This is a genomic window from Erythrobacter sp. BLCC-B19, assembly GCF_028621955.1.
Classification (GTDB): Bacteria; Pseudomonadota; Alphaproteobacteria; order Sphingomonadales; family Sphingomonadaceae; genus Erythrobacter.
In genome coordinates this window covers 2,657,778-2,677,026 of sequence record NZ_CP117516.1, presented here as the reverse complement: position 1 = coordinate 2,677,026, position 19,249 = coordinate 2,657,778, and the positions used below count along the sequence as shown (strand labels likewise).

At 66.0% G+C, this 19,249-nt stretch carries 14 protein-coding genes and 1 tRNA gene; 6 read left to right on the top strand and 9 right to left on the bottom strand.

Annotation, left to right across the window (positions count from 1 at the left end):
* Positions 1-54 precede the first annotated feature (54 nt).
* Positions 55-843 carry a SapC family protein gene (locus tag PS060_RS12475; RefSeq protein WP_273983571.1) on the top strand — a complete coding sequence of 263 codons (789 nt, stop codon included), beginning with the start codon at positions 55-57 and terminating at the stop codon, positions 841-843.
* Positions 844-916: 73 nt separating this feature from the next.
* Here PS060_RS12475 and PS060_RS12470 read toward each other — a convergent pair whose 3' ends face one another.
* Positions 917-1,888, bottom strand: coding sequence for an N-formylglutamate amidohydrolase (locus PS060_RS12470; RefSeq protein WP_273983570.1), 972 nt, complete (start codon positions 1,886-1,888; stop codon positions 917-919).
* Positions 1,889-2,028: 140 nt separating this feature from the next.
* Here PS060_RS12470 and cpdR point away from each other — a divergent pair, with 140 nt between their 5' ends.
* The 4 genes from cpdR to PS060_RS12450 all read left to right on the top strand — a co-directional run bounded on the left by cpdR (position 2,029) and on the right by PS060_RS12450 (position 5,913).
* On the top strand, positions 2,029-2,418 hold the full coding sequence (gene cpdR, locus PS060_RS12465) for a cell cycle two-component system response regulator CpdR (protein WP_273983568.1): 390 nt from the start codon (positions 2,029-2,031) through the stop codon (positions 2,416-2,418).
* Between the two features lie 101 nt (positions 2,419-2,519).
* Positions 2,520-2,594: transfer RNA gene (locus PS060_RS12460), tRNA-Val, on the top strand.
* A 214-nt stretch (positions 2,595-2,808) separates the two neighbouring features.
* Positions 2,809-4,032 (top strand): NADP-dependent isocitrate dehydrogenase, encoded by a 1,224-nt coding sequence (locus tag PS060_RS12455; RefSeq protein ID WP_273983566.1) that lies wholly within the window; start codon positions 2,809-2,811, stop codon positions 4,030-4,032.
* 105 nt (positions 4,033-4,137) lie between these two features.
* Positions 4,138-5,913 carry a cation:proton antiporter domain-containing protein gene (locus PS060_RS12450; RefSeq protein WP_273983565.1) on the top strand — a complete coding sequence of 592 codons (1,776 nt, stop codon included), beginning with the start codon at positions 4,138-4,140 and terminating at the stop codon, positions 5,911-5,913.
* Positions 5,914-5,949: 36 nt separating this feature from the next.
* On the opposite strand, the gene alaS is transcribed toward PS060_RS12450, so the two are convergent.
* The 7 genes from alaS to smpB all read right to left on the bottom strand — a co-directional run bounded on the left by alaS (position 5,950) and on the right by smpB (position 17,111).
* A complete protein-coding gene (alaS, locus tag PS060_RS12445) occupies positions 5,950-8,604 on the bottom strand; it encodes an alanine--tRNA ligase (protein ID WP_273983563.1) in 2,655 nt (884 codons plus the stop codon).
* 269 nt (positions 8,605-8,873) lie between these two features.
* Entirely contained in the window at positions 8,874-9,941 is a 1,068-nt protein-coding gene (gene recA, locus PS060_RS12440) for a recombinase RecA (RefSeq protein ID WP_273983561.1), read from the bottom strand.
* A 131-nt stretch (positions 9,942-10,072) separates the two neighbouring features.
* Complete coding sequence (locus tag PS060_RS12435; protein ID WP_273983560.1) at positions 10,073-11,704, bottom strand: DUF4139 domain-containing protein; 1,632 nt, start codon at positions 11,702-11,704, stop codon at positions 10,073-10,075.
* Between the two features lie 11 nt (positions 11,705-11,715).
* Positions 11,716-13,224, bottom strand: a complete 1,509-nt coding sequence (locus PS060_RS12430; RefSeq protein ID WP_273983559.1) for a DUF4139 domain-containing protein — start codon at positions 13,222-13,224, stop codon at positions 11,716-11,718.
* A 104-nt stretch (positions 13,225-13,328) separates the two neighbouring features.
* A complete protein-coding gene (locus PS060_RS12425) occupies positions 13,329-15,743 on the bottom strand; it encodes a response regulator (protein WP_273986917.1) in 2,415 nt (804 codons plus the stop codon).
* Between the two features lie 130 nt (positions 15,744-15,873).
* Positions 15,874-16,527 carry a DUF2062 domain-containing protein gene (locus PS060_RS12420; RefSeq protein WP_337960221.1) on the bottom strand — a complete coding sequence of 218 codons (654 nt, stop codon included), beginning with the start codon at positions 16,525-16,527 and terminating at the stop codon, positions 15,874-15,876.
* A 101-nt stretch (positions 16,528-16,628) separates the two neighbouring features.
* The gene (gene smpB, locus PS060_RS12415; RefSeq protein WP_273983558.1) at positions 16,629-17,111 is read right to left on the bottom strand and encodes an SsrA-binding protein SmpB; all 483 of its coding nucleotides are present in this window, start codon (positions 17,109-17,111) and stop codon (positions 16,629-16,631) included.
* A 103-nt stretch (positions 17,112-17,214) separates the two neighbouring features.
* On the opposite strand from smpB, the gene PS060_RS12410 reads away from it, so the two are divergent.
* The gene (locus PS060_RS12410) at positions 17,215-18,279 is read left to right on the top strand and encodes a succinylglutamate desuccinylase/aspartoacylase family protein (protein ID WP_273983556.1); all 1,065 of its coding nucleotides are present in this window, start codon (positions 17,215-17,217) and stop codon (positions 18,277-18,279) included.
* On the opposite strand, the gene dapA is transcribed toward PS060_RS12410, so the two are convergent.
* A complete protein-coding gene (gene dapA, locus PS060_RS12405) occupies positions 18,276-19,163 on the bottom strand; it encodes a 4-hydroxy-tetrahydrodipicolinate synthase (RefSeq protein WP_273983555.1) in 888 nt (295 codons plus the stop codon). The two genes, PS060_RS12410 and dapA, sit on opposite strands and share 4 nt — an antisense overlap.
* Between the last annotated feature and the right edge of the window lie 86 nt (positions 19,164-19,249).

Below are 19,249 nucleotides of genomic sequence, written 5' to 3'. Positions count from 1 at the left end.
TGATCGCTTCCGCTGAGGGGATCAACCACACACGCATTTTCCGGAGACGACGTCATGGCCAGCGCGCCGCAACCGCAACTTCCCTTGTTCTACAAGGATCTCCTTCCGCTCAACAGCCGCGATCACGCGGGCTGGAAGGCCGGTACGCTCGAAAGCGCTGCCTACCTTGCTGCGACCCATGCCATCCCGCTGACCTCGGACGAATTCGTCGATGCCCAGCGCGACTTCCCGATCGTCTTCACCGCCGGTGAAAACCCGCTGCCGATCGCGCTGTTCGGCCTCAACGAAGGCGTGAACACCTTCGTGGGCGATGACATGAAGATCAACGAGGCGATCTATCTGCCCGCCTACGCCCGCCGCTATCCCTTCATCCTCGCCAAGCTTCAGCCGAACAGCGACGATATGTCGCTCTGTTTCGATCCCTCGGCTGGCCTGCTCGGCAACTTCCCCGAAGGCCTCGCACTGTTCGACGAAGCTGGACAGGCGACCGAATACACGCAGGGCGTGCTGGAGTTCTGCCGCCGCTTTGAAGAAGCCGGCCAGCGCACCAAGCTGTTCATGGACGAACTGGTCAAGCTCGACATCCTGATCGACGGCGAAATCGCCATCACGCGCAACGATATGCCCGACAAGCCCTTCATCTACCGCGGTTTCCGCATGGTGGACGAAAACAAGCTGCGCGAGCTTCCGGCCGAAACGCTGGAAGGCCTGGTCAAGAACGGCATCCTCGCGCTGATCTATGCGCACCTCTATTCGCTCAACCTGATGCGCAACCTGTTCGAACGCCAGACGGCGCAGGGCAAGGTGCCGGTTCCGGGCGAAGCGGCGCCTGCGTTGAACTAAGCGCGTCGTCTCTGAACGAACCCAAGGACGGGCAGGCAGACCAAGAGGTCGCCTGCCCGTTCTGCTATGTGAGCTATTCGGCGGCCTGCCGCAGTCCTTCACCGCCACCTTGCAACGCGGTTTCCGCACCCAGTTCGCGCACCAGTCCGGCCAGCAGCGCTGCAATGGCCGGCAGGCCGGGGCCGGGTTCAATCATCTGCCGGTCAAGATAGGCGCTGCGGCACACCTCGATCTGCATCGCGTGTACCTGCGCCGACGGAGCGCCGTGACGATCAAGCACGTAGCCGCCCGAATAGGGACGGTTGTGCGCTGCAATCGCACCGCGCCCTTCAAGGAAGTTCAGCGCGCGCCCCATCAGCGCTGTGTGACAGGCCGCGCCAAAGCGGTCACCCAGCACGAATGTCGGCGCTTCACCCTCTGCTGCCCGGAGCGGAGGCATCGAATGGAGATCGATCAGCAGCGCCGCGCCCCATTGCGCCCGGATGTCCGCAAGCGCCTGCGCGAGCGCGGTGTGATAGGCTCTGTGGATCCCGTCGATCCGCGCGGCGAGTTCTGCCGGGGCGAGCCGGCCGCGCCAGATTTCCCCCGATCCCGGCAGTCGGCGCGGCACCAGCCCGAGCCCGCTGCGCGCACGGGCATTGCCGCGCTGGCCGGGATCGGCCGCGGCGATGCTATCCGGCCTTCCGCCATCAACCATGTCCCAATCGATGTCGTCTTCGGCCCGGTTGAGATCGAGCAGCGCCCGCGGCGCATGGGCGACCAGCAGAGCGGCCCCGGTTTCGCGCGCCATCGCGATCCCCAGCCGATCGACATGGCGATCTTCCAAGCGCAACTGGGCCAGCGCCGGGTCGCGCATCCGCGCCGTCACTGCGGGGGGATAGGCACGGCCCGCATGGGGCACCGCGATCAGCACAGGCAAGCTCATGCGCGCGGGCGTTGTCAGGGTAAAGGCGGGCGCAGCGCCAAGGCCCGGCACGATGCCGCCGCTCTCCGACGTGCGGACAGCGGGAAATGCGGGACGTGAGGGGCGTGAGGGCGGTACCATCGTCGATGACCTTGCTGACCGCTTTGCGCCCAGCTGTCAAAGCCTGATCGCCCTTCCCGCCGCGACCAATTGCACCAGCCCGGAGGCAACCTGCCGCGCGCACAAAGATTTCTTAAACCCGCTCTGCTATTGCCACGCGCATGACAGCGACACGCACCCCCCGCATCCTCCTCGCCGAAGACGAAGAGGCGATGCGCGCCTATCTCGAACGGGCGTTGACCAACGCCGGCTACGAAGTCAGCGCGGTCGACCGCGGCACCGATGCCGTGCCGCTGCTGGAGACGGGCGACTATGATCTGCTGCTGTCCGACATCGTCATGCCCGAGATGGACGGGATCGAGCTCGCCCAGCGCTGCGCCGAGATTTCCCCGCGCACCAAGGTAATGTTCATCACCGGCTTTGCGGCCGTCAGCCTGCGCGCCAGCCGCGAACAGCCGACCGCCAAGGTGCTTTCCAAGCCGTTCCACCTGCGCGATCTTGTGCTCGAAGTGGAGCGCGTGTTCGAGGAAGCAGAGGCCGCCCGGCTCTAGGCCCGGCCACAAGGTCAAAACTTGGGTTCGAATCGCTTGCACCTTTTGAGGGGCTGCGATAAAGGGCCGCTCCGCCCCAAGGGGCGCACATCCGATGGTGTGGGCGTATAGCTCAGTGGTAGAGCACTATGTTGACATCGTAGGGGTCGCAAGTTCAATCCTTGCTACGCCCACCATCGGCTGAATGCGAAAGCGCCCGCCCCCATGGCGGGCTTTTTTGTGCCCCGCGCCAACCGCGCCACGATCGCAACGGCTGTTGCGTTTCATTCGCAAGCCGCGCGCTTGCAAGCCTGTCCTCCTCTGCTAAAGCCGCGGCGGGATCTTACACAGCTTCCTGTCGATCACACCTAGCCCCGCACCAGACGGGGCAAGAAGGATAGGGCAACACACATGGACAAAATCAAAGTCGCCAATCCCGTCGTCGAACTCGACGGCGACGAGATGACCCGCATCATCTGGCAGTGGATCCGCGAAAGGCTGATCCTGCCCTATCTCGATATCGACCTGAAGTATTACGACCTGTCGATCGAGAACCGCGACGCCACTGACGATCAGGTGACCGTCGATTCCGCCAACGCGATCAAGCAATATGGCGTCGGCGTGAAGTGCGCCACCATCACCCCCGACGAACAGCGCGTCGAGGAATTCAGCCTCAAGAAGATGTGGAAGAGCCCCAACGGCACGATCCGCAACATCCTGGGCGGCGTGGTCTTCCGCGAACCCATCGTGATCGACAACGTGCCGCGCCTGGTGCCGGGCTGGACCGATCCGATCGTGGTCGGCCGCCATGCCTTCGGCGACCAGTACCGCGCCACCGACACCCGTATTCCGGGCCCGGGCAAGCTGCGCCTTGTCTTCGACGGTGAAGACGGCACGAAGATCGACCTCGACGTGTTCGATTTCCCCAGCGCCGGCGTCGCGATGGCGATGTACAACCTTGACGATTCGATCCGCGACTTCGCCCGCGCCTCGTTCAACTACGGCCTCAACCTCGGCTGGCCGGTTTACCTCAGCACCAAGAACACGATCATGAAGGCCTATGACGGGCGCTTCAAGGACCTGTTCCAGGAGGTGTTCGACACCGAGGGCTTTGCCGAACAGTTCAAGGCCAAGGGCATCGTCTACGAACACCGCCTGATCGACGACATGGTCGCCTCGGCGCTCAAGTGGTCGGGCAAGTTTGTCTGGGCTTGCAAGAACTATGATGGTGACGTGCAGTCGGACACCGTCGCGCAGGGCTTCGGCTCGCTCGGCCTGATGACTTCGGTGCTGATGACCCCGGACGGCAAGACCGTCGAGGCCGAAGCCGCCCACGGCACCGTCACCCGCCACTATCGCCAGCACCAGCAGGGCAAGGCGACCTCGACCAACCCGATCGCCTCGATCTTCGCCTGGACGCGCGGCCTGATGTATCGCGGCAAGTTCGACAACACCCCCGATGTCGTGAAGTTTGCCGAGACGCTCGAGCGGGTCTGCATCCAGACCGTCGAGAAGGGCTACATGACCAAGGACCTCGCGCTGCTGATCGGCCCGGGTCAGGCATGGCAGACCACCGAGCAGTTCTTCGAGACCATCGTCCAGAACCTCGAAAAGGAAATGGCCACCTGGGCCTGATCCTGCATCATTGAAACAGAAAGCCGGGCGGCCCCATGGCCTGCCCGGCTTTTTTGTGTCCCCAAGGCGGGTGACAGCCCCGCCCCGGGTCGTTAAGCCGATGGAGTGGCTGGTGAACTGACTCTCTCCCCGTTCCTGTCCGATGCACTGGTGATCCTTGGCTCAGCCGGCATCGTGATTCCCGTCTTCGCGCGGTTCCGCATTACGCCGATCATCGGGTTCATCCTGATCGGCGTGCTGGTCGGCCCCTATGGCCTCGGCTCCCTCGTCGAGCGCGTCCCATGGCTCTACCATTTCACCATCAGCAATCCGGATTCGCTGACGCCCTTTGCCGACTTCGGCATCGTTTTGCTGCTGTTCGCAATCGGGCTGGAGCTGTCGTTCAACCGCCTCTGGGAAATGCGCAAGCTGGTGTTCGGCCTTGGCGCGCTCGAGGTGCTGATCAGCGGCAGCGCATTGGCGCTGTTTGTGGGAATGGCATCGGGGATGAGCTTCACCGCGGCGCTCGCACTGGGCTTCGCACTCGCCTTTTCCTCGACCGCAATGGTGCTGCCGATCTCGGGCACCCGCTCGCCTGTCGGCCGGGCGGCGCTTTCGATGCTGCTGTTCGAGGACATCATGATCGTGCCGATCATCTTCATCCTCGGCGCGCTTGCCCCCAATGCCGCCGATGATGGCTGGTCGGGCATCGTCGCGACATTGTGGCAGGGCGGTCTTGTCATCGCGGTGCTGCTGATTGCCGGCCGCTTTGCCCTCCCCCGCCTGTTCGCGCAGGCCGCCCGAACCAAGAGCCCTGAACTGTTCCTCTCCGCCTCGCTGCTCGTGGTGATCGGCGCAAGCCTCGCCACAGCGCTGGTCGGTCTCTCGCCGATTGTCGGCGCGCTGATCGCAGGTCTGCTGATCGCCGAGACCGAGTATCACACCGACGTCGAAGTCATCATGGAGCCGTTCAAGGGTCTTGCCCTTGGCGTGTTCCTGATCACCGTCGGCATGAGCATCAATCTGGCTGAAATCGGCGCGCAGATCGGGATCATCACGGCTGCCGTGGTCGGCGTGGTGGTGTTCAAGGCGCTGGTCACAGGCTTGCTGCTGCGGCTGATGGGCGCGCGGCGCGGGACGGCGGCAGAAACGGGCCTGCTGATGGCCTCACCGTCTGAGACGACGCTGATCGTGCTCGCCGCCGCGACCAGCGCTCTGGTGCTCGATCAGGAAACCGCGCGCTTCTGGCAAACCGTTACCGCGATCGGCCTTACCATCACCCCGCTGCTGGCCAAGCTGGGCGCGGTTCTGGCACGGCGGGTCGACAGCGCGGGCAACCCTGCCGGTGACGAGGACGAGGCAGAAATTCGCACCATCATCGTCGGTGGGGGCCGCGTCGGGCGGCTGATTGCCGACATGATGCGCACCCATGGCAAGCCCTATGTGATGATCGATTCGAACCCCGATCTGGTCGCCGCCGCCAGGGCTGACGGATACCGCGCGACATTTGGCGATGCGGGCCGCGGCGATACGCTGGCGCGCCTTGGGGTCGAAACCGCGCCTGCCGTCGTGCTGACGATGGACGAACCCGTGCTCGCCCAGCGCCTGGTGGGCAAGCTGCGCCGCGACTACCCCGATCTCCTGATTGTCGCCCGCGCACGCGATCCGGATCATGCCGCCGCAATGTACCGCGCCGGTGCCAGCCATGCCGTGCCCGAGACACTGGAAGCCTCGCTCCAGCTATCGGAAGCCGTACTGGTCGACATCGGCGTGGCAATGGGCCCGGTGATCGCCTCGATCCACGCCAAGCGTGACGAGTTCCGCGAACAGCTGGAGCGCGAGGGCGGGCTCAGCGAAAAGCCGTTGCTCAAGACCAGCAGCTTGCGGGAACGCGAAGCCTGATTTTCACGCGGGGCGAAAGGGCCAAGCCTTCCGGCTTCACCCCGCCAGCACCGCCTTGACCACCGCCAGCGCTTCGGCTGCCTTGCTGCCGTCCGGCCCGCCGCCCTGCGCCATGTCGGGCCGCCCGCCGCCACCCTTGCCGCCGAGCGCCTCGACCCCTGCGCGCACCAGATCGACCGCGCTGAACCGCGCCGTCAGATCATCGGTCACCGCGGCCGCGATGCTCGCCTTGCCATCATTGACCGCGATCACCGCCGCAACACCGCTGCCCATGCGCTGCTTGGCCGCATCAAGCAGGGGGCGCAGTTCCTTGGGATCGAGCCCCTCGAGCACCTGACCGGAGAAGGTCACGCCCGCGACGGTCTCGTCGGCACTGGCCGCGCTGCCAGATCCGCCGCCGCCGAGCGCAAGCGCCTTCTTGGCCTCGGCCAGTTCCTTTTCGAGCCGCTTCCTTTCATCGAGCAGCGCGGCGAGCCTTGCAGGGACTTCCTCGGGAGTGGCGCGGATCACGCTGGCTGCGGACTTCAACGCCTCTTCGCGCGCGACCAGCCACTGGCGCGCGCCCTCGCCGGTCATCGCCTCGATCCGGCGCACGCCCGAGGACACCGCGCTTTCCGAGACGATGCGGAACACGCCGATGTCACCCGTGGCGCGCACATGGGTGCCGCCGCACAGCTCGACCGAATAGTTGCGCCCTTCCTTGCCCGAACGGCCCATGGAAAGCACGCGCACTTCATCGCCATACTTTTCGCCGAACAGCGCCAATGCGCCAGCGGCGACGGCATCGTCGGGTGTCATCAGGCGGGTGCTGACGGCCTCGTTGGCGCGGATTTCGGCGTTCACTTCAGCTTCGATCGCGGCGATATCCTCCGCGGTGAGGGCCACAGGGTGGGAGAAATCGAACCGCAAGCGATCCTCGGCGACCATGCTGCCCTTCTGCGTCACGTGGCCGCCCAGGCGGTTGCGCAGCGCGGCGTGGACGAGGTGGGTGGCCGAATGGTTGGCGCGGATGCGGTCGCGGCGCTCGGCATCGACCTTCAGTTCAACCGTGTCGCCGACCGTGACTTCGCCTGCCTCGATACGCACCTGATGGGCGTGGAGACGCCCCAAAGGCTTCGACGTATCCGTGACTTGCGCGCGCAGGCCGGCAAGGCTGGCGATGGTGCCCGCATCACCTGTCTGGCCGCCGCTTTCGCCATAGAACGGCGTCTGGTTGGTGAGGATCACGACCTCGTCACCTGCCGCAGCGCTGGCGACTTCGGCCCCGCCCTTGACGATGGCGACAACCTTCCCCTCGCCGCTGGTTGAGGCATAGCCGGTGAATTCGGTCGCCCCTTCCCGCTCGGCGATGTCGAACCAGACTTCGCCGGACGCGGCATCACCGCTGCCCTTCCAGGCGGCGCGGGCGGCGGCCTTCTGGCGCGCCATCGCGGCATCGAAGCCGGCCTTGTCGACCCCGATCCCGCGCACGCGCAGGGCATCTTCGGTGAGGTCATAGGGGAAGCCGTAAGTGTCGTAGAGGCGGAAGGCGACTTCGCCATCAAGCTCGCCGCCGCTCGCCAGATCGCCGGTTGCTTCGTCGAGCAATTTCAGACCCTTGTCGAGCGTGCGGCGGAACTGGGTCTCCTCGCGCTCCAGCACTTCGGCGATCAGCGCCTGCCCGCGCTGGAGCTCGGGATAGGCCTGCCCCATCTCGGTCACGAGCGCCGGGACGAGGCGATGCATCAGCGGCTCGGACGCGCCGAGCAGGTGGGCGTGGCGCATGGCGCGGCGCATGATGCGCCGGAGGACGTAGCCTCGACCTTCGTTGGAGGGGAGGACGCCGTCGGCCATCAGGAAGCTGGTCGAACGCAGGTGATCGGCGATGACGCGGTGCGAGGCAGCGGACTCGCCCGCGGCGGCGACGCCGGTGAGGCTTTCGCTTGCGGCGATCAGCGCCTTGAAGGTGTCGGTGTCGTAGTTGTCGTGCACGCCCTGAAGCACGGCGGCGACGCGCTCGATTCCCATGCCGGTGTCGATCGAGGGCTTGGGCAAGTCGCGGCGCGTGCCATCAACCTGCTGTTCGTATTGCATAAACACGAGGTTCCAGATCTCGACAAAGCGATCCCCGTCCTCGTCCGGGCTGCCCGGAGGGCCGCCGAAGATGTGCTCGCCGTGATCGTAGAAGATTTCCGAGCACGGGCCGCAGGGGCCGGTATCGCCCATCGACCAGAAGTTGTCATTGGTCGGGATCCGGATGATCCGGCTGTCCGGCAGACCCGCGATCTTGGCCCAAAGTGCGGCGGCCTCGTCGTCTGTATGATATACGGTGACGGTGAGGCGGTCCTTGGGCAGACCCCATTCCTTGGTCAGCAGCGTCCATGCATGGGTGATCGCCTCTTCCTTGAAGTAGTCGCCAAAGGAAAAATTCCCAAGCATTTCAAAGAATGTATGGTGCCGCGCGGTGTAGCCGACATTGTCGAGGTCATTGTGCTTGCCGCCCGCACGGACGCATTTCTGCGAGGAGGCCGCGCGCGGGGACGCCGGGGTTTCCAGCCCGGTGAACACGTTCTTGAACGGCACCATCCCCGCGTTGACGAACATCAGCGTCGGATCGTTGTAGGGAACGAGCGGTGCGCTCGGCGTGGGCGTGTGCCCGTTCCTACCGAAGTAGTCGAGGAAGGAGCGGCGGATTTCGTTGGTCGACGTCATGGCCGTGCAGTTAGGCAAACCGCAGGGATTTCGCAATGGATCGCGCAATTTCGCGGTTTACGCGGCGACACGCCGCGACAAGGCGTCGCAACAGTTGCGCAAACGCCGACAACAGCGGTGATGAAAGGGGTTCCGGCCGCAAGCACCGCGCAAACCGAAAAGCCGGCGCGCGCTTCCGGGGAGGAGCACACGCCGGCGTTCCGGGTGTCCGGGCGCGGATCTGGCAGCCAGCGCGCGGGACACGCGCTGGCCTCACGCCCGCTTGGGGATCAGTCTTCCGAGTCCGCGTCCGGCCCGGTCATCATTTCCCCGGCAACCTGATCGGTGCGGCTGCGGATCGCAGCTTCCAACCGGTCGCAAACTTCAGGATTGTCCTTGAGGTAGTTCTTGGCGTTTTCACGCCCCTGCCCGATGCGGATCGAATCGTACGAGAACCAGCTCCCCGATTTCTCGACCAGGCCCGCCTTCACCCCAAGGTCGAGGATTTCGCCGATCTTGGAGATGCCTTCGCCATACATGATGTCGAATTCGACCTGCTTGAACGGCGGGGCGACCTTGTTCTTGACCACCTTCACGCGGGTGGTGTTGCCGGTGATCTCGTCGCGTTCCTTGATCTGGCCGGTGCGGCGGATGTCGAGACGCACCGAAGCATAGAACTTGAGCGCATTGCCGCCGGTGGTGGTTTCCGGGTTGCCGTACATCACCCCGATCTTCATGCGCAGCTGGTTGATGAAGATCACCATGCAGCGCGAGCGGCTGATCGAGCCGGTCAGCTTGCGCAGGCTCTGGCTCATCAGGCGCGCCTGAAGGCCGACGTGCGAATCGCCCATCTCGCCTTCGATTTCCGCGCGCGGCACCAGCGCCGCGACCGAATCGACCACCAGCACGTCGATCGCGTTCGAGCGCACCAGCGTATCGGTGATTTCGAGCGCCTGTTCGCCGGTATCGGGCTGCGAGACGATCAGCTCGTCAATGTCGACGCCGAGCTTCTTGGCATAGACCGGATCAAGCGCGTGTTCGGCATCGACGAAAGCCGCGGTGCCGCCCATCTTCTGCGCTTCGGCAATGACGTGCAGCGCGAGCGTGGTCTTGCCCGAGCTTTCCGGGCCATAAACTTCAATCACCCGGCCACGCGGCAGGCCGCCGATGCCAAGGGCAATATCCAGCCCCAGCGATCCGGTCGAAATGGCTTCGACCTGCATCGCTTCCTTCGAGCCCAGCTTCATCGCCGAACCCTTGCCGAATGCACGATCAATCTGCGCGAGCGCGGCTTCGAGAGCCTTCTGACGGTCCACGGCCTTCTTGTCCTCTTCCACCAATTTCAATTGGGTAGCCATCGCACGCGCTCCTTCGCTTGCCTAGGGGCCATGCGGAGTTTTCCGCCGCCCGTGACAGCTATGTATCGCGTTTGTTCTCATGGAACAAGTAGGGAACGAAAATTTTTTCCGCCGCGCCGCCCGCGCGCGTCCTACTCGCCCTGCCCGTCGCGCGCCTTCCAGTCGAAGCTGGTGGTGGCGTTGGCCGGAACACTCACCTCGACCGTCTGCCAGCCGTTCTTCATCTCGACCTTGTGACGCGGGAAGCGGATCTCGTAGTCGCCCGCCCAGCCCAGTTGCAGGCGCACGCGCACGGGGTGCGGGTTGGCGTTGGTCAGCACCGCACGCATCGGTGCCCATTTCGACAGATCCGAGGCGCGTCCGTCACGGGTGTAATTGCCGCAATGGCTGAAGACCTGCGCGCTCGTCGCCAGCCCCAGTTCCACATCCTGCCCGCGCGCGTAGTCGCGCAAGGTGGTTTGCGCTGCGACCTGCGGGCCGCGCGCCGTGGGCTCATAGACCGTCAGCGCGCCCTGGGGGAGCGCGATGCCGAGGCCCTGCTTGTCCTCGTTCTTGGTCACCAGCAGCAGATTGGCGGGGGTGGGATCGTCCAGCTCGGGGTCGATCACATCGTCCGCATCGCACTGCGCCAGATAGAGATAGCGCGCCTTGACTGTGTCCTTGTTGAGGAAGGCGACCTGCTTCATCCCCTTGGCCGATACATCGACCCGGTCTGGCACGCGGAACAGCTTGAGGTCACCCAGGTCTTCCTCGTCGGCGGTGACGACCGAGATGGGCATGGCGGCTTCATAGGACGCCTCGCGCCGCATCGCGGTGACGATGATCGTGTCGTCCATCATCGCCGGCGCATAGGCCATCGGCGGGGGTGGCGGCGCCGGGTAGAGAATTGGCACCGGCGGAGGCGGCACATCCGAGGTGGTGCCGAGCGGGTAGCAGGTGAGATAGAGCCCCTCGGCCACCGGCGGATCGGCGAGGCTCTGATAGTCGCTCTCGACATTCAATTCGCCCGCGACGATCTGGAGCCGGGCCGCATCGAAGTTCTGGCCATTGTCGTTGACCAGCGTGAGCCAGCTCAAGAGGCCCATCTCGAAGGTCTCGCCGCTCTGCTTTTCGGTGAGGTTGGCGACGTAGTTGGCCTGCCAGTCGAAGCCCCAGGCGAGGTAGGTGAGAGTCACGTCATAGGTGCCGCCCTCGGCCGAGCGGGTGTCGACCGAGAACACCGGCTGGGCGGACAATCCGGCGGGCACGCGGTTATAGCTGAGGGTTTCGGGGAGGCCCGAACACCGCACCGCCTCGAACCCCTGCCCGGTCTGGAGCACCAGCCCGCCATCGGCGCGGGTGCGCACCACAGCGCTTTCGCTCACCTGCTGGCCGGTCGCGGGATTGGTGCGGGTGATGGTGACGCGGTTGCCCAATGACCCGTCAACCAGCGCGGCGGGCGAGAGCAGCGCGGCGTTGCGGTTCTTTTCGATCGTGCCGCCGGGCAGGCCCGTGACGATCGCGGAGACGCCGATCATCCCCTCGGCCACGCCTTCGAAGCGGATGGTCGATTCGCCCCTGGGCAGAGTGACGCGCCGGGTCTCGGAGATCATCGCGAGGCCTTGCGGATCGTCACGCTCCAGCGCCTCGTCCGGGTCGCGGTCGGGGTTGCGGTAGATGGTGACGGCAAGATCGGTCGGCGCGGAGGCGTCCACCACCTCGCGCGCCCAGGCAGGCGCTGCGACCACCGCCGCGCCCGCCAGCCAGATTGCGGCCCGCCGCATCGCCCCGCGCCTTAGTAGCGGGTTTCGTAGGTGACGCGGAACACCCGCTCGCCCTCGGCCGGCACGGCGACCTTGTAGCGGCGCGTGTCGTAGTTCAGCTGCTCGCCCTTGATGTCTTCGGACGGGATGCGGAAATCGTCGGCCCACCAGCTGCGATTGAGGCCGGTCTGGGTGAGTTCGACCTCGACCGGCGTCTTCTTGGCGTTGGTGACGGTGTAGCGCATGACGGTGCGGTAATAGGTCTTGGGGCGTTCAAGCGTGATGGTGCGGCTCTGCGCGCCATCGGTGATGCGGAAGCGCTCGGTCTTGACCCATTCGTCGGAGGTGATCGTCTCGCGCTTTTCGACCTCGGCCTTGACCGTGATGTCGAAGGCGTCGCCCGTCACCAGCGAGAGCTCGCTGCCCATCGGGGTGTGGCCGATGCTATTCTCGCCGATGAATTGCGGGGTGCCCTGGCTGTCACGCTGGTAGAAGCGCACCGTGCCCGCGGGGAGCGCGTCGCCGAGCCCCTGATCCTTCGAGGAGGAAAAGGCGATGCGGCTCTGCACGTTCTGGGGCTGCTCGTCGTTCTGCTGCCAGTAGACGCCGCGCGAATAGATCTTCTTCGCGGGCACGGATTGCACGTCGAGGAAGCTCACCTGCTTGGTCTGGGCATTGGCGACCGTGGTGCGGCCGGTGATGGGGTAGAGGTAGAAATCGCCCAGCCGCTCGCGCGAGGCGGCCTCGGTGCCGGCGCGGGTCATGCCGCGCTCGCCAAACCCGCGCGGGCCGCCGCCGCCATTGGGGTTGCCCGCGACCAGCACCGTATCGGCATTGTGGAAGGTGGTGCCGGTGTTGTTGGTCAGCGTCACCCAGCCCTGCATGTCGATGGTGCCGCCCGCCTCGTTATAGAGCGCGACATAATCCGCGCTCCAGCCGAGACCGTCGGTGAGATAGCGCAAGTTGACCGGGCGGGTGCCGGCACGCGTGCTGTCGAGATTGACCGAGAGCGTGGGCCGCGCGCGCAGGCCCGGAGGCACGCGGTCGAAGATCACGCGCACCGGCAGGCCATCGTCGCGCAGCACCTCGATCCGGTCGCCGATCTGGAGCACCGTGCCGCCCGCGACCGAGAGCACCTTGGCCCGCTCGCGCGTTTCGGCGCCGGTCGCCGGGTTGGTGCGCAGCAGCGTCACCATCTGGCCGACCGCCTTCTCCATCAGCTTGCCGGGGGTGAGCAGGTCGTAATCGAAGTTCTGTTCGATGATGGTGGTATCGGCGGCCGCGAAGCTCAATGTTTCGGGCTGGATCTGCGCCGAGACATCGGGAAATTCGACACGGGTCTTGCCCTGCGCGATGGGCAACTGGCGCACGTCCTGCACCAGCGCGAGATCATTGTTGTAGATCGTCAGCGACACATCGCCCTGCGCGGTCGCATCGGGATCGGGCACGCCTTGCGCAATAGCCATGGGCGCGAAAGCCCCCGCGGCCAGAAGCGCCGCCGCCGAAAGCCCGCAAGCGGCCGAAATTGCGCGAAGTGCCATAGCCATGTCCCCTCAAGTCCTCTGGGACACGAGATGAACGATCCGGCGGCTTTATCCAAGGTGAACAGCGCGAATTTCGGGGGAAGTCACGCCCCTTGCGCCGTCTATCCCTGACGCGACCCTTCAAGCGCGCGCGCCTCGCGCAGCACCGCGCCGACCTTGTCGCCGATCGCCGCGACGCTGAAAGGCTTGGCGATGAAGTGCATATCGGGAATGTCGATGTCGCGGCGCAGCTGTTCCTCGGCATAGCCCGACATGAACAACACCGGCAGGCGCGGATGGCGCGCGCGGATCGCGCGAACCATGGCAGGCCCGTCCATCCCCGGCATCACCACGTCGCTGACGACGATGTCGAATTCGGTCGTGCCCTCCTCGATCGCGGCGAGCCCCTCCTCGCCATTGGCGCAGGCCGTGACCGTGTAGCCGGCCCGCGACAAGGCGCGCTCGGCGACGGTGCGGACCATGTCCTCGTCCTCCACCAGCAGCACCTTGCCCCCCGCCGACCAGTCCGAGGAGACCAGTTCGGGCACGGGCCGCTTGCGCGGTGCCTCGCCGCGGTGGACGGGGAAATAGACCGTGAAGCGCGCACCCACCGGATGGCCGGTCTTGTCGGCAATGTTGTCGGCGAAGATGAACCCGCCCGATTGCTTGACGATCCCGTAAGCGGTCGAGAGGCCAAGGCCGGTGCCCTTGCCCTGTTCCTTGGTGGTGAAGAACGGCTCGAACAGCTTGGGCAGCACGTGCGGCGGAATCCCGCCGCCGGTGTCCTGCACGATCAGCACGGTATAGTCCGCCGCCGGCAAGACCTCGGAACCAAGCTGGATCACCTGCTTGGCCTGAAGCGTGCGGGTGTAAAGCGAGATCCGCCCCCGCCCGTCCCCGCGCGACTGGATCGCATCGCGGGCGTTGACGGCGAGGTTCATGATCACCTGTTCCAGCTGCTGCGGATCGGCGCGCACCGGGCCGAGATTGCGGTCATGCTGGACGTAATAGGTGATCTTCTCGCCCAGCAGCCGCTTGATCAGCGGGCTGACCTCGCTGACGACGTCGGGCAGCTGGATGATCTCGGGCCGCAGCGTCTGCTGGCGCGAGAAGGCGAGCAATTGCCGGGTCAGCGCGGCGGCGCGGTTGGAATTGGCGCGGATCTGCTGGATGTCGTCATAATCGCTGTCGCCCGGAATATGGCGCAGCAGCATCAGATCGCAGGTGCCGATGATCGCGGTCAGCACATTGTTGAAATCATGCGCGACCCCGCCCGCGAGCTGGCCGACGGCCTGCATCTTGGTCGCCTGCGCCACCTGCCGCCGCAGCTGATTCTCCTGGCTGGTATCCGCCAGCGAAAGCAGCACCGCCGCCTCGCCCAGCCCCCGCACGCCCGCAAGGCCAAGGCTGACCGGCTCTTCCGGCGAATTGGTCAGCCGCACCGCGACATCGCCGCTGGTCGAAGGCCCGCGCCCGTGGCGGCGCACCGCATCGGACAGCGCGGCCTTGTCCTCGCGCACCACCAGATCGGTCGGGAAGGCGGGCAGCCCCCGCCCCTCGCGCCCGACAGAGCGCAGGAAAGCATCATTGCCGAACAGGAAGCGCCCGTCGCGGTCGGTCATGGCGAGGCCCAGCGGCAATTGCGCCAAGAGCGCGTCAAGCTGCGCCACCCCGGCCTGCGCCGCGCCGTCAAAGCCGCTGCCGATGCCCACGCCCGAATCGATCAGCAGCATCAGCGAGGTCGCCTCGTCCGGCCCGGCGGCGGTGACGCGCTCCTCCGGGTCGACCAGCGGCACATCGACCAATGTCTGCGGTGTGCCGCCCCGCCCTTCGCGGGCGAAGAAGATCCGGTCACGCTCGTCCGAACGCAGGAAGCTGACGAAATCCTGCCCCACCAAAGTCGCGCGTTCATCGCCTGCCGCGCGCTCTGCGAAGCCCGAACTGACCGCGCGGATCACGCCGTCCGCTGTGGTGATCGCGGTCTCGATCCCTGCCCGGCTGAGCATCTTGCCGAACGGCCCTGCCAGATCGAGCGCGCCCAGATCAGCCCCGGCGCGGGCGCGGGCGGTGGGCTTCAGCCGCCAGATCAGGTGATCCTCGCCCCGCCCGGCGCGGGTGGCGGTGACCTGCCAGCTCGTTTCGTCCTCGGCTTCGACCTCGTCCAGCGCCGCCGTGCCATCGCGCCAGGCATGGCGGGCGAGCAGCGTGACAGCCTCAAGCGCCGCACGCCCCATCGGCAGCGCCGGGGGCGCGGCATTGGCACCGAAGCTGTCGAGATAGAAGCGGTTGGCGCAGACCATGCGGTTGGCGCGGTCGGTGATCGCGATGGCCTCGCCCGGACGCTCGATTGCAGCGACGGTGACGCTCCAGTCGGGCGCGGGCGGCGCTTCGCCCAAAGGCGCGATCCGCACCCGGTCAAGCAGCACCACCCCGCCCAGCAGCACGGCCGAAGCCAGCACGAAGGCCAGTGCGACCAGCCCGCTGCCGGTGGCGAAATAGAGCACCCCGGCGCTCCCCACCAGCGCACCGCCCAGCATCGCCAGCAGCTGGGCGGGCGGCGCTTCGGCGGCGACAGGAGGGGAGTGATCGGGGCCGGTGCGGCGGGACAAGAGAAGCGCTCCTCGGGTGAAAGGGTCGGGCGCAAGGCTGCGCGCCGGAAGCGCTTCCCTACTGCGCTCCGAGCCGCTGGTCGAGCCGCGCTTCCATCGCCTTCAACCGTCTGGCGCGTTTGCGGGACACCACAGCGCGCCACACCCAGCCGGACACCAGATAGCCGATCAGCGGCGTTACCACCGACAGCACCAGATAGCCCACCACCGTGGCGCCTGCGACCTGATAGGCGTCCATCAGGAATGCCCAGGTGCCGGTTTCCATCTTGGCACTGGCCGCAGCGGCAGCGCCAGCATCGATCCGCAGCGCGAAATCGCCGATCTTGTAGGCAATCGCCATCCAGAAGGGCAGCGTGAAGGGATTGGTGATGAAGGTCACCAGCGCGGCCAGCGGCACATTGGCGCGGGTCGGCAGGGCGAGGAAGGCGGACAGGAAGATCTGCCCGATGGGAATGATGAAGGCCGCAAACAGCCCCAGCGCCACCCCGCGCGGCACCGAGCGGCGGGTGAAGCGCCACAGCTCGGGCGACAGGAACCGGTGCGCGATCGGGGCGAGATACTTGTTCTGCGCCATCTCCTCGCGCGTCGGGGTGTTCTTGCGGATGATATCCATCGCCCAGGTCTTCGACCGTGCCGAAACACTCGGCCGGGGGCGCGGCGCAGGGCTCATGCGCTGGCGCTCGTCAGTCGCGGGAGGGCGGAAATGTTGCATGATCGGGATCGAAGGCGGAACCGGGGCTGCATGATGAGAGCCCATATGGGTAGCATGGCGGTGGTGACCAGTAGGTGAATCCCTTCCCTCGCGAGAATTTTTCACCCCCGCTCGCGCATGACTCTCGCCTTGTCGCGTTTCCAGTCGCGTTCCTTGATGCTGGCGCGCTTGTCGTGGGTCTGCTTGCCCTTGGCGAGCGCGAGTTCGACCTTCGCCCGGCCGGTGCGGTTGAAATAGATCGACAGCGGCACCAGCGTCATGCCCTTGCGCTCGACCGCCCCGAACAGCTTGTCGATCTCGCGTTCGTGCAGCAGCAGCTTGCGCGGGCGGCGCGGTTCGTGGTTGAGGCGGTTGCCGTGGCTGTATTCGGGGATGTTGGCGTTCACCAGCCACACCTGCCCGTCCTTCACCTCGGCATAGCTTTCGGCAATGCTCGCCTCGCCCGCCCTGAGCGCCTTGACCTCGGTGCCCTGCAAGGCAAGGCCGGCCTCGAAGACGTCTTCGACATAGTAATCGAACCGCGCGCGGCGGTTCTCGGCGACGATCTTGGTCTTGTCGAAGGTGATGGGTTTGGGACGGGCCATGGGGCGCGCGATGTAGGCGCTGGTTCGCCAAAAAGCGAGGGTATTTGCGTTTTCCCGCGCTGGGCTTAGCATCAGCGCCGGGGCTTCAGGGGGATTTGCGCCAATGGAAACGCCGCAGCCGTTCATCATCGCCGGAGAAAGCATCGCCCCCGGCAGCGTCCGCGACGTCGCCTTCCCGGTCACCACCATGGCCACCGGCACCGCCTCCTCGCTGGCCTTGCGTGTGGTGCACGGGGCAAGGCCCGGCCCGGCGGTGTTCGTGAGCGCGGCAATCCACGGCGATGAGATCATCGGCACTGCGATCATCCAGCGGCTGGCACAGGCGCTGCGGGCAGAGGCGCTGGCGGGCACGGTGCTGCTGGTGCCGGTCGCCAATATCTTCGGCTTCATCACCCACAGCCGCTACCTGCCCGACCGGCGCGACCTCAACCGCTCGTTTCCGGGCAGCGCGGGCGGATCGCTCGCCGGGCAGCTGGCGCATATCTTCTACCGCGAAGTGGTGGCGCGCTGCCAGCTCGGGATCGACATCCACTCGGCCGCGATCCACCGCTACAACCTGCCGCAAATCCGCATCGCGGCGGGCAATCGCAAGCTGGTGGAACTGGCGATGGCCTTTGGTGCGCCGGTGATCATCGAGAGCCCCCTGCGCGACGGTTCCTTGCGCGATCTCGCCCAGAAGAAGGGTGTCGATATGCTGCTGATGGAGGCGGGCGAGGCGCTGCGGTTTGATCGGCTGTCGATCGAGACCGGGGTCGAGGGCGTGACGCGCGTTCTTGCCCACATGGGCATGATCGAAGCCGACGACGGTCTCAGCGCGGTCGGCATCCCGGCGCGGGCGAACAAGTCTGTCTGGGTGCGCGCCCCCCGCGGGGGCGTGACGCACCGGGTGCGCAAGAGCGGCGCTCCGGTGAGGAAGGGCGATCTGCTCGCCCGCGTGGCCGGGCTGTTCGGCGAGGATGCGCAGGATCTGGTCAGCCCGACCGACGGCATCATCATCGGCCATGCGACCCTGCCGGTGGTGCATCAGGGCGACGCGCTGTTCCACATCGCGGCCATCGCGCACCCCGAACGGGTCGGCCGCCAGATCGACACCATCACCGACGCCATTCTGGCAAGCGAGCCGGAGGGCAGCGCGGAAAAACTGCTCGACGAAGACGAAGTGGTCTAGGCCGGGAGCACGCCCGCCGACACCAGCGCCTCATCGACCGCGCGCTTGGCCTCGTCCGAGCATTCCACCAGCGGCAGGCGCACTTCGGGCTCGATCCAGCCGTGGACGCGGGAGAGCGCATATTTCACCGGTGCAGGGGAAGCGTCGGAGAACATCGCGTAGTGCAGCGGGAACAGGCGGTCGTTCAGCTGGCGCGCCTTCTTCAATTCGTTGGCGGCAATGGCCTCGTGGAATTCCGCGCACAGCTTGGGTGCGACATTGGCCGTCACCGAGATGCACCCGCGCCCGCCTGCGGCCGCATGGGGCAGCCACAGCTCGTCATTGCCCGACAGCTGGCAGAACTCGCGCCCGATCCCCATGCGGTGATCCGCCACGCGCGACAGGTCGCCCGACGCATCCTTGATGGCGATAATCCGGTCGGGATACTTGCGCACCAGCTCGACCACGGTGTCGTCGAGAATGTCGGTCACGGTGCGCGCGGGCACGTTGTAGAGCACGATCGGCAGGTCGCAATTCTCTGCCAGATAGCTGAAATGCGCGATCAGCCCGCGCTGGCTCGGGCGGTTGTAATAGGGCGCGACGCACAGGCCTGCTGCCGCGCCTGCCTTCTTGGCGAAGGTCATGTGGAGCTGGGCGTTGCGCGTGTCGTTCGATCCGCAGCCCGCGATCACCGGCACGCGGCCCGCGGCCTGTTCGATGCACACCTCGATCACGCGGTGATGCTCGGCGTTGGAGAGGGTCGAGGCCTCCCCCGTCGTCCCGCACGGCACCAACGCCGCAGAACCGTTTTCGATCTGCCAGTCGACCAGCCGCCGGAAGGCGACCTCATCGAACGCTCCACCGCGAAAAGGAGTCACCAGAGCGGGTATCGAGCCGCTGAACATTGCCTTTGTCCTGCCTTCATCTCTAGATAGTCAGCCAAGTGGGCACCCCCGCCCCCTCTCGTTCACCGCCTGATAAGGAGCCGATC